The sequence below is a fragment of the Streptomyces sp. NPDC015130 genome (assembly GCF_043080005.1).
Lineage (GTDB): Bacteria > Actinomycetota > Actinomycetes > Streptomycetales > Streptomycetaceae > Streptomyces.
On record NZ_JBIBVC010000003.1, the window covers coordinates 506,825 to 519,953 of the forward strand.

The 13,129-nt window shown below is 72.9% G+C and carries 11 protein-coding genes; 4 read left to right on the forward strand and 7 right to left on the reverse strand.

Features of this window, described 5'->3' with window-relative positions; translation table 11 throughout:
• Positions 1-27 precede the first annotated feature (27 nt).
• From ACF08F_RS08365 to ACF08F_RS08385, 5 genes are read right to left on the reverse strand one after another with little or no spacing between them, the layout of a single operon-like run.
• The gene (locus ACF08F_RS08365) at positions 28-1,023 is read right to left on the reverse strand and encodes a LacI family DNA-binding transcriptional regulator (RefSeq protein ID WP_392297708.1); all 996 of its coding nucleotides are present in this window, start codon (positions 1,021-1,023) and stop codon (positions 28-30) included.
• The gene (locus ACF08F_RS08370; protein ID WP_392297709.1) at positions 1,020-2,792 is read right to left on the reverse strand and encodes a glycoside hydrolase family 36 protein; all 1,773 of its coding nucleotides are present in this window, start codon (positions 2,790-2,792) and stop codon (positions 1,020-1,022) included. Before ACF08F_RS08370 ends, ACF08F_RS08365 begins: the two co-directional genes overlap by 4 nt.
• Entirely contained in the window at positions 2,789-3,625 is an 837-nt protein-coding gene (locus tag ACF08F_RS08375; RefSeq protein ID WP_392297710.1) for a carbohydrate ABC transporter permease, read from the reverse strand. Before ACF08F_RS08375 ends, ACF08F_RS08370 begins: the two co-directional genes overlap by 4 nt.
• Positions 3,622-4,548, reverse strand: coding sequence for a carbohydrate ABC transporter permease (locus ACF08F_RS08380; RefSeq protein WP_392297711.1), 927 nt, complete (start codon positions 4,546-4,548; stop codon positions 3,622-3,624). The genes ACF08F_RS08375 and ACF08F_RS08380 overlap by 4 nt, the downstream gene beginning before the upstream one ends.
• Positions 4,545-5,939, reverse strand: coding sequence for an ABC transporter substrate-binding protein (locus ACF08F_RS08385; RefSeq protein WP_392297712.1), 1,395 nt, complete (start codon positions 5,937-5,939; stop codon positions 4,545-4,547). Before ACF08F_RS08385 ends, ACF08F_RS08380 begins: the two co-directional genes overlap by 4 nt.
• Before the next feature lie 197 nt (positions 5,940-6,136).
• Here ACF08F_RS08385 and ACF08F_RS08390 point away from each other — a divergent pair, with 197 nt between their 5' ends.
• Together ACF08F_RS08390 and ACF08F_RS08395 are read left to right on the forward strand one after the other, a co-directional pair.
• Positions 6,137-8,113 (forward strand): hypothetical protein, encoded by a 1,977-nt coding sequence (locus ACF08F_RS08390; protein ID WP_392297713.1) that lies wholly within the window; start codon positions 6,137-6,139, stop codon positions 8,111-8,113.
• The gene (locus ACF08F_RS08395) at positions 8,110-9,285 is read left to right on the forward strand and encodes an aminotransferase class V-fold PLP-dependent enzyme (RefSeq protein ID WP_392297714.1); all 1,176 of its coding nucleotides are present in this window, start codon (positions 8,110-8,112) and stop codon (positions 9,283-9,285) included. Before ACF08F_RS08390 ends, ACF08F_RS08395 begins: the two co-directional genes overlap by 4 nt.
• 46 nt (positions 9,286-9,331) lie before the next feature.
• Here the strand turns inward: ACF08F_RS08395 and ACF08F_RS08400 are convergent, their stop codons facing one another.
• Entirely contained in the window at positions 9,332-9,589 is a 258-nt protein-coding gene (locus tag ACF08F_RS08400; RefSeq protein WP_392297715.1) for a LapA family protein, read from the reverse strand.
• A 117-nt stretch (positions 9,590-9,706) separates the two neighbouring features.
• Between ACF08F_RS08400 and ACF08F_RS08405 the strand changes: the two genes are divergently transcribed.
• On the forward strand, positions 9,707-10,387 hold the full coding sequence (locus tag ACF08F_RS08405; protein WP_392297716.1) for a hypothetical protein: 681 nt from the start codon (positions 9,707-9,709) through the stop codon (positions 10,385-10,387).
• A 68-nt stretch (positions 10,388-10,455) separates the two neighbouring features.
• Here the strand turns inward: ACF08F_RS08405 and ACF08F_RS08410 are convergent, their stop codons facing one another.
• Positions 10,456-12,036 carry a polysaccharide lyase family 1 protein gene (locus tag ACF08F_RS08410; protein WP_392297717.1) on the reverse strand — a complete coding sequence of 527 codons (1,581 nt, stop codon included), beginning with the start codon at positions 12,034-12,036 and terminating at the stop codon, positions 10,456-10,458.
• Positions 12,037-12,257: 221 nt separating this feature from the next.
• Here ACF08F_RS08410 and ACF08F_RS08415 point away from each other — a divergent pair, with 221 nt between their 5' ends.
• Positions 12,258-13,037, forward strand: a complete 780-nt coding sequence (locus ACF08F_RS08415; protein ID WP_392297718.1) for an ankyrin repeat domain-containing protein — start codon at positions 12,258-12,260, stop codon at positions 13,035-13,037.
• Positions 13,038-13,129: the final 92 nt, after the last annotated feature.

Here is a 13,129-nt window from a genome sequence, read left to right on the forward strand (position 1 = left end):
TGTCCCTTCCGTTCCGATTCCGGGGCCTTACGAGGCCGCAGGGCCTGTCGAGGCGCGGATGACGAGCTCCGGGTCGAAGAGGAGCTCGCCCGTGGGGACCTCGCGGTTGCTGACCAGGGCCAGGACGCTGCGGCCCACCTCCAGGGCGAGCCGGTCGGCGGGCTGGCGGACCGTCGTCAGCGCCGGGTCGGTGAACTCGGTGACCGTCGAACCGTCGTAGCCCACCACCGACACGTCGCCGGGCACGGACAGGCCCTGGCGGCGGACCCCGCGCACGGCGCCCAGGGCCATGAAGTCGCTGGCCGCGATGATCGCGGTGGCGCCGAGGCCGACCAGTGCCGAGGCCGCGGCCTGCCCGCCCTCCACGCTGTACGACTGGCGGACGACGTACTCCTTGGCGTCGTCGATGCCCCGCCGGCCCATGGCCTCGACGAAACCCCGCACGCGCCGGTCGGCAGGCCGGTTCCCCGCCGGGCCCGACGCCATGCCGATGCGCCGGTGCCCGAGCCGGTGCAGATGGTCCACGGCCAGCTCGGCCGCGAGCGTGTCGTCGGTGGAGAAGACCGGGGCCGGCACCCCGTCCGCGAACTCGCCGTTGATCCCGACGTACGGGACGCGGCGCTGCCGCAGCAGCTCGTAGCTGTCCGTGTCCGCGCCCTCCACGGTGTTGGACGCGGAGAGGAAGACGACGGCCGCGACGCCCTTGTCGACGAGGGAGGTGAGGAAGTCCAACTCCTGGACCCCGCCGGGGAACACCGGGCACAGCACCGTCTTGAGGCCGTGCGGGGCGAGCGCCGACTCGATCCGCTCGGCGACGTCGGCGAAGAACGGGTTGGAGACGAACTCCGTCACCACCGCGACGAGTTGCCCCTGCGTGACCCGCTCGTAGCCGAGCTCGGCCATCGCCTGCTCGACCGCCTCGCGGGTCTTCTTCGACACCCCCTGGCGCCGGTTGATCACCCGGCTGACCGTGGCCTCGCTGACCTGTGCGTGGGCTGCGACGTCGGTGATTCCGACCTTCATCGCGGTCCTTCCGTGAGTACGAGCGACACCAGACCGCCACGCGGGACGGCCAGGGGGCGGGGCCCTTCCGGCAGGAGCGTCAGCGGATCATTCATCATACGGCCGTCCGGTCCGTGGACGCGGGCGGCCACCCGGCCGCCGCCCCCGGTGACGTCCACCATCACCCGGTCCCGGTCCGAGCCGTTGACCAGGTGGACACGGCGGTACGCGGCGAAGTCCAGCTCCACCACCCGGTCGCCGTGCACGCTCACCAGACACTCCTCGCCCCGCGCCGCCACCACCAGTGGGTACAGCTCGTCCGGGCGGCCCGGCTCCACGACTCCGTCGAGCAGCAGCTCCCGGTGCAGGTGCCAGCGCCCGAGCCAGAACCGTACGGCGGCCAGGTGCTCCGGCGGTGCCTCGTCCAGGCGCACGGAGAGCTGCGGGACCGCGTGGAGCGCGCCGATCAGCTGGCGGGCCACCGCCTCGACCGGTGCGGAGCGGGACCACATCAGCATGTCGGAGTGGACGGCCCCGCCCACGGCGAGCAGCGAGGTGTCGAGCGTCCGCACCCGGTTGGCGGTCGCGTCCGCCGGGCAGTCGAAGGACCTCAGCATGTTCCCGAAGGGCGCCATGCCCGGGCCGACGTACGGCTGACGCAGTTCGAGCAGCAGCCCGGGCCGTACGGCCTCCAGGGCCCGGCGCACCTCGGTGAGCAGCCCGGTCATCGCCAGGCCGACGTCCCCGCCGCCGTCGCCCGCGTACACCGCGGCCTCGTCGAGGAAGTCCAGCTTGAGCCCGTCGACGCCGTGCTCGCGGACCAGCGAGACGCACAGCTCGACGACGTGCCGGCGTACGCCGGGGAGGCGCGGGTCGAGCACGTGGCCGCCCGGCACGGTGGCCCGCGCGGGCGCCGAGGACGCCCAGCGCTCGTGGCAGTCGGCCTCGGGACCGAGCAGCAGCGGCGCCACCCACAGCAGATATCTCAGCCCCCGCTCGCGGACCCGCGCCACGTGACCGGCCAGGTCGGGGAACTTGGCGACATCCGGCTGCCAGTCGCCGCAGCCGGCGTAGCCCCGGCCGCTGCCGAAGCGCTGCCAGCCGTCGTCCAGGATGAGCACCCCGCAGCCCAGCTCGGCGGCCGGCCCCGCCTGCGCCTCGACGGCCTCGGCGGTGACGTCCTGGTTGAAGGCGTACCAGGTGGAGTACACGGGGAGACGGGCCGTGTCCGGCACCGGCATCGGCGGGAAGGCGGCGGCGAACCACTCGCGCAGCGGCCGCACGGCGGCGGCGACGGAGGGCGCGCGCGGGACGAGCAGCAGGCGGTGCGGTCCGTCGGAGGGGGGCAGCGTCAGATGGACGACGTGGGTGTCGTTCTCCTCCGAGACGCCGAAGCGGACCGTGGCCTCGGGGACCGGGTCGGCGGCGGCGAAGGTGAGGAGGGTGGCCCCGGAGTGCTCGTACAGGCAGCCGACGGCGGGCCCGTCGACCAGGCAGACCCGGCTGAGGCCCTCCCAGTCGGCCACGAGGGTGCGCCGCCAGCCGCCCTTCGGGTGCCAGTAGCCCGCCGCGTCGCCGAGCGGCACCGAGAGCCGGATCTCGACGGGGAACCCGTCGGCCCGGACGGACAGGATCCGCGGCCCGTCCGGCGGGGACGTCAGCTCCCACCGGGGGCGGACCTCCGGGTGGCCGGGGGCGAGGACGGCGATCGACACCTCGTCGAGCAGCGGCTCGGCGGGTGCGGGGGCCGCGTGCGCGGTGGTCACGGTGTCGTTCACGAGGGTGCTCATTCCTTCACCGCGCCCGCGAGGAGCCCGGAAACGAAGTGGCGCTGGAGGGCGAGGAAGACGATCGCCATCGGTACGGCCGCGACGGCGGTGCCGGCCAGGATGGCGCCGTAGTCGGTCTCGTCCAGACCCTGGAGCGAGGCGAGGGCCACCGGGATGGTGAACGTGCTGTCGTCGCGCAGCACGATCAGCGGCCAGACGAAGTCGTTCCACTGGTACAGGAAGAGGAACAGCGCGAGGGCCGCGAGCGCCGGGCGCAGCGGGGGCAGGGCGACCCGCAGGAAGAGCCGGAACTCCCCGCAGCCGTCCACCCGGCCCGAGTCGAGCAGCTCCTTCGGCAGCGCCGCCATCGACTGGCGCATCAGGAAGATGCCGAAGGGAAGGGCCAGGTTGGGGGCGATGACGGCCTGGTAGGTGTTGAGCCAGTGCAGCTCGGCCATCATCTTGAAGAGCGGTACGAGGGTGATCTGCGCGGGCACGACCAGGCCGAGCATGAGGAGCCCGAACAGCGCCTCGCGGCCGCGGAAGCGGTACGTGGCGAAGCCGTATCCGGCGAGGGTGCACACGGCGCCCGCGAGCAGGGTGTAGACGCTCGCGATGCCGAGGGAGTTGAGCACGACCCGGCCGAAGTCCGCGGTCTCCTGGAGGGTGGCGAGGTTCTCCGCGAGGTGACCGCCGGGCAGGAGCGGCGGCGGGCTGTCGAAGATGTCCCGCGAGCTGTGCGTGGCGCCGACGGCGAGCCAGTAGAAGGGGACCGCGACGGCGGCCAGGGCGATGGCGAGCCCGGAGGTGAGCAGGATGCTCCGGCCGGGGTGGCGGGTGCGGTCGGTGGTCACGACTTCTCCCCGAGGAGACGGAACTGGATCAGGCCGAGGACTCCGACGAGGACCGTGAGGGCGTACGCGACGGCGGAGGCGTAGCCGAAGTCGACGTACTTGAAGGCGTTCTGGTAGAGGTACACGCCGATGGTCAGGGTCGCGTTGTCGGGCCCGCCGCCGGTGAGGACGTACGGCTCGTCGAAGAGCTGGAGCGTGCCGATGGTGGAGAGGACCGTCGTGAGCAGCAGCGCGGGCCGCAGCCCGGGCAGCGTGACGTGCCGGAAGGCGCCGAGCGCGCCCGCCCCGTCGACGGCGGCCGCGTCGTACAGCTCGCGGGGGATCGTCTGGAGCCGGGCGAGCAGGATCACGGCGTTGTAGCCGGTGTAGTGCCAGGTCAGCGCGAGACCCAGGGAGATCCGGGCCCACAGCCCCTCGGTCAGCCAGGGCACCGGGTCGATGCCGACGAGGCCGAGCAGCCAGTTGACCAGCCCGTACTCCTCGTTGAGGAGCACGGAGAAGACGATGCCGTACGCGACGAGGCCGGTCACCATCGGCAGGAAGAAGCCGAGCCGGAAGACGGGCCGGCCACGCAGCAGCGTCGAGTCGAGGGCGACGGCGAGGCCGGTCGCGAGCGCCAGCATCAGCGGCACCTGCACGAGGAGGATCACCCCGGTGTTGCGCAGCGCGGTCCAGAACAGCGGGTCGTCGACGAGCCGCAGGTAGTTGTCGGCGCCCACGAAGGTCTCGGTGCCGCCCACCGTGCTGTGCAGGCTGAGGAGGAACGACCACGCGATGGGGTAGAGCTTGAACCCGGCGAAGAGCAGCACCGCGGGCAGGACGAAGAGGTACGGGGCCGCGGTGCCCCGCCGCCCGCGCCGCCGCTCGGAGGGGCGGGGCGCGGAGCGGCGGGACACGGCCGCGGCGGGCGCGCTCGGTGTCATCGCGCGTTCTTCCGGCCGGTCTGGCGGGCCAGCTCGCTCGCCGCCTCGCCGAGGGCCTTCGCCGGGTCGGCGCCCTTGAGCAGCACCTTCGACTGCGCGTCGGTGACGAGCTTCAGGGCGCGGGCGTAGTCGGCCGTGTAGTTCACGGCGGAGCCGGGCGCCTTGAGGGCACCGAGGAAGATCTCGCCCTTGCGCTGCCCGCTGAAGAAGGGCGACGGCTCGTGGAAGACCGAGTCGTCGTACGCCTTGAGGAGCGCGGGCGCGATGCCCTTGCCCCGGTAGATCCGTACCTGGGAGGCGGGGCGGGTGAGCGCGAACTCGACGAAGGACCAGGCCGCCGCCTGCTGCTTGCTGCTCCCGGCGATCGCGAGGTGAGTGGAGTTCACGGTGGCCGCGGTGGGGCCGCCGCGGCGGACGGCCGGGGGAAGCCGGACCTTCCACTTGCCGGTCTCCTCGGGCACCTGCTCCTCGATGATCCCGCCGAACCAGGTGGGCCAGGGCAGGACGGCGGCCGTGCCCTTCTTCAGGGAGCTCATCAGGGCGTTCCAGCCGCCGGCGAGATTGCTGACGAGTCCGGCGTCGTTCATGGTCTTGATGAGCGTCATCGCCCGGACCGCCTCCGGCGAGTCCAGGGTGATGCGGCCCTCCAGGTCGAAGTAGAAGGCGCCCTGGAGCTGGAGCAGCATCTGGAAGAAGTTCGCCGCGTCGGGCTGCGAGGCCGGCTTGTCGATGCCGAGGAGATGGACGCCGGTGCGTGCCTTGAGCTGCTTGCCGGCCTCGATGGTCTCGTCCCAGGTCCGGAGCGCGCCGACGTCCACCCCGGCACGCTCGAAGAGGTCGTGCCGGTAGTAGAAGCCCGCCGAATTGGCCTCCCACGGAAGGGCATTGACCCGCTTGCCGTCGGGGGCAACGGTCTGCCAGAGGCCGGCGGCGAAGGCGTCCTTGTGGGCGGTGGCGCCCAGCGGGGCGAGGTCGGCGAGGCCGCCGGGGAAGCGTTCGACGTACCCCGGGAGGTAGTCGACGCCGATGTGCAGGACGTCGGCGAGGCCCTGGCCGCCCGCGGCGAGACCGGCGGTGATCTTGTCCCAGATCGCGGGATTGCCGATGTCCTCGACGGTCACCCGGATGTCCGGGTACGTCTTGTTGAACTCAGGTATCAGGGCTTTGAGCTCCGCCGCCGGACCCTGCCAGGACCAGACCGTGATCCTGCCCCTGCGCGCGTCCCCGGCGGCGCCCGAGCCGCCCGCACCGGTGTCGCCGCTGCCGGAACAGCCGGTGAGCGCCGTCAGACCGGTGAGGCCGAGCCCGCCGAGTCCTGCCGCCGCCAGGGCGCCGCCTCCGCGCAGTACCTGCCTGCGTCCCGGCTGTCTTCCACTGTGCTGGTCCGTCATGTCGGATCCCCTCGCTCGCTTCTTCGCGGTCTGGACGGGGCCGGACACTACAAGGGTGATCGGCAGACTTGCAATTCTTCAATGAAAACTTTCAGTTCGATTGGCTGTCCAGTCATGACGTGACCATTGCAATCCTTCGTCGAGTGTTGCTAGCGTGCCGCGCGCCCCGCCCCGACCCGATCCGGGAGAGAACCCCCATGACGCGTTCCCGTCTGTCGCTGCTGTCCGCCGTCGCCCTGGTCGCCTCGCTCGCCGCGGCCGGCGCCCCGGCGATGGCCGCCCCGCCCGCCACCGGCGCCTCACCCGCCCCCGCCGTGCTGGCCGTGGCCGACCCCGGGTTCGAACAGGGCGGCACCGGCTGGGAGTTCACCTCCGGCACGGGTGTCGGGAGCAACTACCCGCACGCCGGGAGCCGCCAGGCCTACCTCGACGCAGGCAGCGGCATGAAGGTCTCCCAGACCGTCACCGCCACCGGCCACGGCGGCTACCTCGTCTCCGCGTGGATCGCCACCGGAGGACCCGGCGGCCGGTACGTCCTCCGGGTCAACGGCGCCACCCTCGCCGAACGGACCCTGCCCGCCGCCGCCGACTACCGCCGCCACACGCTCGGCAGGATCGCCCTCACCCCCGGCGACCGGCTGGAGATCGCCTTCGAGTCCGGGCAGGGCTGGGTCAACGTCGACGACGTGATGGTCTCCCCGGCCGCCCCCGCCGACCCCCGCGTCACCTCCAGCGACCCCGAGATCGTCGAGATGTTCGACTGGGCCAAGGGCAAGGCCAACAGCTGGGTGCACCTCCCCGGCACCCGGGGCCCGCTCGACGCCGACGAACGCCGGACCGGCGGCACCGGCACCGGCGTCTACGCCCCCTCCTACTGGGCGGGCTACGCCAACCGCAGCGGCTACTACTCCCGCGACATGGCCCACCAGCTCTCCGGCGCGGGAGTCCTGGGCCTGCACACCGAGAACCGGGAGATGCTCCGCGCCTTCGCCGCCTCCGCGACCGCCGAGCACGCCTACTACCCGGTGTGGGCCCTCAACTTCGACAACCGCTCCTACCTCTCCATCGACTACCGCGACCCGAACCTCTTCGTCCGCGAGGTGCCCGCCCCCTTCGAACTGGTCCAGAAGGCCGAGGAGGCCTACCGCTGGAGCGGCGACCCCGCCTACCTCGACGACCCCGCCCTGTGGGAGTTCTACCGCCACGCCACCGACGAGTTCGTCACCCTCCACGACGGGCAGAAGGACAACGGCCGGGTGAGCGTGGCCGAGGGCACGGGCAAGGGCGTCTTCCGGGGCGTCGCGAGCTACAACGAGCAGAGCGACGAACCGCTCGCCGAGGCCGGCGACGCCATCGGCTCCCAGTACCAGGCCTACCGCGCGATGGCCTCCCTCGCCCGCGCCAAGGGCGACCACCCCCTCGCGGCCCGCTTCGAGCGCAAGGCCCGTGAGCTCAAGACCTACTTCAACTCCACCTGGAGCGGCACAGGTTCGGGCGCCGACATGGTCCGCGGCTACACCACCGACGGGCGCGCCCTGACCGGCTGGGGCAAGGAGAACAGCTGGTTCATGCCGATGAAGCAGATCGTCGCCCCCGGCGAGCGGCGCGAGGCGTACCTCGACTACATCGACCGGCAGTCCGAAGGCGAAGGCCGCCCCGACAACATCGAGGCCCTGACCTATCTTCCCGACACCTTCCTCACCAACAACCGCGCCGACACCGCCTGGAAGTGGATGCGCCACATCTACGCCCAGAAGGACGTCCAGCACGTCAACGCCCGCCAGGGAACCAACGGCGACTACCCCGAGGTCTCCTTCACCCTCGTCGGCCAGACCGTCCAGGGCCTGATGGGCGTCGCCCCGGACGCCCCCGCCCGCACCCTCGCCACCCAGTCGCGCCTGCCCTCCGGCATGGACTGGCTCAGCGTCGAGGACCTGCGCGTCGGCGACTCCGCCTTCACCCTCCGCCACGACACGGACCGCCGCTCGACCCTCACCCACACCTCCGGCACCGCCCCGTACACCTGGGTGGCCCGCTTCCCGGGCGCCCACGCCGCCGTCGCCGTCGACGGAGTGGTCAGGGAGGGGCGCACCGAGGTGATCGACGGGACCGCCTACACCGTCGTCCGCACCCGCGTGGCCCCCGGGCGCACCGTCACCGTCGAGGTCCGATGACCACCTCCGGCGGCGCGGTCAGGGACGTACCGGCCCTCCAGGCCGGTGAGTTCCCGGGCGGGCAGGAGCTGTTCCGGCTCGACCCGACGGTGGCCCACCTCAACCACGGCTCCTTCGGCGCCGTGCCCCTGCCCGTCGCCGAGGCCAGCCGGCGACTGACCGAGGAGGCCATGGCCGACCCCGACGCCTTCTTCGTCGGCGTCCCCGACCGCATCGCCGAGGCCCGGGGGCGCGTCGCGGCCCACCTGGGCGCCGACCCCGACGGGATCGCCTTCGTCGCCAACGCCACCGAGGCCGCCAACCTCGCCCTCGACGCCCTGCGGCTGAACCCCGGCGACGAGATCCTGGTCACCGACCACGGCTACGGCACGGTCATGGCGGCGGCCGCCCGCCGCGCCCGGACGGCCGTCGTCGGCCTCGACCCCGACCTGCCGGACGAGGAAGCCGTGAGCGAGGCGGTGATCGCCGCGCTCACCCCGCGCACGCGCGTGGCCCTGCTCGACCACATCAGCTCGCCCACCGCCCGGCCGCTCGCCACGCCCCGGCTCCTCGCCCGGCTCCGCGAGCGCGGGATCACCACCGTCGTCGACGGCGCCCACGCACCGGGCATGCTCGCCGAACCCCTCGCGGGAGAACCAGACTTCTGGTTCGGCAACCTCCACAAGTGGGCCTACGCGCCGCCCGGCAGCGCCGTCCTCGCGGTGGCACCCGCCCACCGGGGCAGGGTCCCCGCGCCCGTGCCCTCCTGGGAGGACGACCGGGGCTTCCCGCGCGCGGTCGAGTTCCGTGCCACCGTCGACTACACCGGCTGGCTCGCCGCACCCGAGGGTCTCGACCTGATCGCCCGGCTCGGCGCCGACCGGGTCCGCGCCCACAACGCGGAACTGGTCCGCCACGGAGCGGAGTTGCTCCGGGGAATCCCGGGGGTGACACCCCTTCCGTACGGAGAGGGCCTGGCGATGCGGTCGCTGCGCCTGCCCACCGGTCTGGCCCGCACGAAGCAGGAGGCGGCCGCGTTGCGCGAGGAGATCGCCGCGCGGCTCGGCTGCCGGGTGCTCGTCTGGGACCGGCCCGGCGGCGGAGGCATCCGGATCTCCGGGCAGATCTACAACCGGCCCGAGGAGTACGAACGCCTCACCGCCGGCCTGCGCGGGCTGCTGGCCCGCGGCTGACCCGAGCAGCGCACGAGGGCGGGGCACGGCGGGCCGGGCGGCGCGTTCAGCGCCTGGCTCGCCGTCGCATGGAGAGGAACATGCCGAGGAGGATGCCCACGAGCAGCGTGACCGTGAGCACGACCCACAGGGGCAGGGTGACAGTGGGGATCCACAGCCGGATGCTGACCGACCCGGTGTTGACCGCGATGAACCAGATGGCGAGACCCGCGAGCACGAGGAAACCGAGAGTACGCAGGCGCATGTCCCGGCCCTTGACGGTCAGCGTCGGCGGGTCGTGCCGTGGAGGTGCGTTCCGTGCCATGTCCTCCATTGTCTGCCCAAAGCTCCCGGCGCTCGACCGGAGGAGACCGCGAGACCGTCTCCGCGGGCCGCCGCAGGGGCCACGCAACGTCCGCCGACGCGCCTCGTTGATCACGCCATGAACCACACCACCGCCCCGCGCGGGCTCCGCGTCCTCACCACCGCCCTCGCCGCCCTGACCCTGGCGATCGCGGGCACGCAGAGCACGCACGCGAGCCCCGGCGAGCAGAGCTGCCCCAGCACCGCGGAGCTCTTCGCCACCGACAACACCGCGATCATCACGGACCCGGACGACCCCCGCCTCGACACCCGGCTGACGCGCTTCCGGCACGAGGTGCGCGCGATCATCCGGGCCCACGGCGCCCGGCCCGGGGCCTCGGAGCTCCTCGACGGCGTCTTCTGGTCCACCGACCTGAAGCAGGCCACGTTCGAGCGGTCGCGCGAGTTCGAGGTGAACCGGGTCGGGCGCGACGGGCTCCGCCACCTCGCGGGCGTCGTCGCCAAGCAGTACGACCAGGAGGCCGTGCTCACCTTCCGCTGTCTGCCGCGGACCTCGCCGGAGACCGACGCCGTCGAGATCGAGGTCCCGGGCGTCACCCCAAGGGATCTGCGCGCTGCTCTTCTCGCGGACGCCGAGGCCCGCGAGAAGCTCGGGGGCGGCTCCGTCACCCTCGACGGCCGGCTGATCCTCATCGCCCCGGTGGCCGACCTGCCGCTGGCCCGGAAGTTCACGGTCGCGCTCGGCGCCGACTGGAACGATGCCCAGGTGCGGTACGGCGACCGGGAGTTCGTGAGCTGAGCCGGCCGCACGGAGCAGCCCGCCGGGCCCTGGTGGACCGGGGCCCGGCGGGCGTCGGGACGGCGCCGCTATCCGGCGTACGTCTCGAACTCGGCCACCTGGGGCGTGCCCGAGGCGCCGGTGACTTCGAAGGTGATCTTGCTCAGGGTTGCCCGGGCGAAGGTGACGGTCCCCGCGCCGCTCCCGGAGGAGAGGACGGCGCCGGTGCCGCCGTCGAGGAGCCGCCAGGAACCGATCCGGCCGGTGGCGCCGGCCGTCTCCTTGACGACGACCCTGGACACGGCGGTGGGGGAGCCCCACTTGACCGAGACGTGGCCGGTGGTTCCGGCGGGCGACCAGTAGGTGGCCGGGTCACCGTCCCGCACGTTGCCGTAGCTGGTCCCGTCGGCCTTGCTCGATCCGTCGGAACCGGCCCCGATGCTGAGGTTCGTCCCGCCGGGCGCGGAGGTCGACGGAGCCGGGGTCGTCGGAGGGGGAGTGGTCGGGGCCGGGGTCGTCGGAACGGGGGTCGTCGGGGCCGGGGTGGTCGGGGTAGGGGTCTGGGGCGAGCAGGCGCCGTCCGAGACCTGGAGGCCCTTGCCGGCGCCCGCCGTTCGGCTCACGACGCCCGGGACGCAGCTCGATGCGTCGAGGGTGTAGGCGTACGGAATGCTCACCGTGGTGTTGGACTGCGGGTCGGGTCCCGCAGGGTTGTTGTCGGTGCCGGGGCTCGACCACGTCACGTTGTCGAAGGTGTTGCCGCTGACCTGCCAGTACCCGGCCGCGTCCGTGTAGAAGGTGCCGAGGACGTCCTTGGAGTCCTCGAAGTAGTTGCTGTCGACCTTGGCGCGGGCCCCGGCACGGGAGTTGATGCCGGACTCGTTGATCCGCAGGTAGTGGTTGTTGTAGATGTGCGCGGTTCCGCCGCGCAGCAGGGGGACGCGCGAGTCGAGGTTCTCGTACAGGTTGTGGTGGTATGTGATGAAGCCGTTGGAGAGCTCGGTCTCGCTGGAGCCGACGAGTCCGCCGCGGCCGGAGTTGCGCAGGACGCTGTAGGACAGGGTCACATACCGGGTGTTGTCCTTCATGTCGAACAGGCCGTCGAAGCCCTCCGACTCGCCGCCCGAGGCCTCCAGCGTGACATGGTCGACCCAGACGTTCCGGACGTTGCTCTCCATGCCGATGGCGTCACCGCCGTTGGACGTGGGCGAGCCCGACTTCTTGACGTTCCGCACGGTCACGTTCTGGATGACGATGTTGCTCGACTCGCGTATGTGGATGCCCAGTTGGTCGAAGACGGCTCCGGAGCCGACGCCGACGAGCGTGACGTTGCTGATCTGCTTGAGCTCGATCACGCCCGCGGCGGTGTTGCAGCTCCCGCCCGACACCTTGGCGGTGTTGCCGTGGTCGATCGTTCCCTCGACCTCGATGGTGATCGGGGTGCTGCTGGTGGCCCGGCCGCACAGGGCCGCGTGGATCGCGGTCCCCGTGGTGGCCCGCACGGTCTGCCCGCCGGCGCCGCCGGTGGTGCCGCCGTTCTGCGTCGCATAGCCGGTGGCGCCACCGGTCGCGGCGGAGGCCGAGGGTGCCGTGAGGACGGCCCCTGTCGCGGCCGCGAGGGCCAGTGTGGCCAGTGCCGCCTGGAGTCGCCGTGCGACTCGTCGCTTCATGGTCGTCGCCTTCCCTGCCTGTCGTCGGTGCTCGGAGGCCGGTCCCGCATACCGGTCCCCGAAACATGGAAAGCGCTTTCTGTCCGGCGAGGATAGGGCCGGGCCGCAGCCCTGACAAGGCTCCGCGCACGGGGAGACGCCGGGAGGTCCCGCGGCGGACCCTGTACGGGGACATGTCGCCCCGCACCCGGCCTGTCCGTCCCGTACGACACCCTGGCCGTATGCCGACACCGACTCCGCGCGCACTGCGCTCCCAGGACCCCGAGGCCGTGGCCGTCACCGAGGCGATCCGCTCGGGCGACCTCGACACGCTGCGCCGCCTGCTCGCGGAGCATCCCTGTCTCGCCACGGCCCGGGTCGTCGAGGAGCGGGAGGGGTGCGGCCCCGGTGGGCGCAGCCTGCTGCACCTGGCCGCCGACTGGCCGGGGCACGTGCCCCGCGGGCCCGAGACCGTCGCCGTCCTCGTCGCGGCGGGCGCCGATCCGGACGCCCGGTTCGTCGGGGCGCACCGCGAGACGCCCCTCCACTGGGCGGCGAGCAACGACGACGTCCCGATGATCGACGCCCTCGTCGCCGCGGGCGCCGACATCGAGGCGGACGGAGCCGTCATCGCGGGCGGGACGCCGCTCGCCGACGCCCGGGCCTTCGGCCAGTGGCGGGCGGCCGGCCGCCTGCTCGAACTCGGCGCCCGGCCCACCTTCCAGGACGCCTCGACGCTGGGCCTCGACGAGGTGGTGGAGGCCGGTCTGCGGGCCGTGCCGCCGCCCTCCCCGCAGGAGGTCGACGAGGCGTTCTGGGGCGCCTGCCAGGGCGGCCGGCTCTCCACGGCCGTCCTGCTCCGCGCCGCCGGGGCGGACGTGGACCGGATCGGCTGGGGCGGCCTCACCCCGCTGGACATCGCCCGCGCCGGGGACACCGGGCGGAACGCGGAGGTCGCCGCCTGGCTCACGGCGGCCGGCGCCCGCACCCACGCCGAGGCGACCGGCCCGGCCGGGCCCTGACCGCGGCGGGCGACGACTCAGACAGTCCCGGAGCACCGGCTCGCCGCCCCCCCGACCGCGGCGGGCGACGACTCAGACAGTCCCGGAGCACC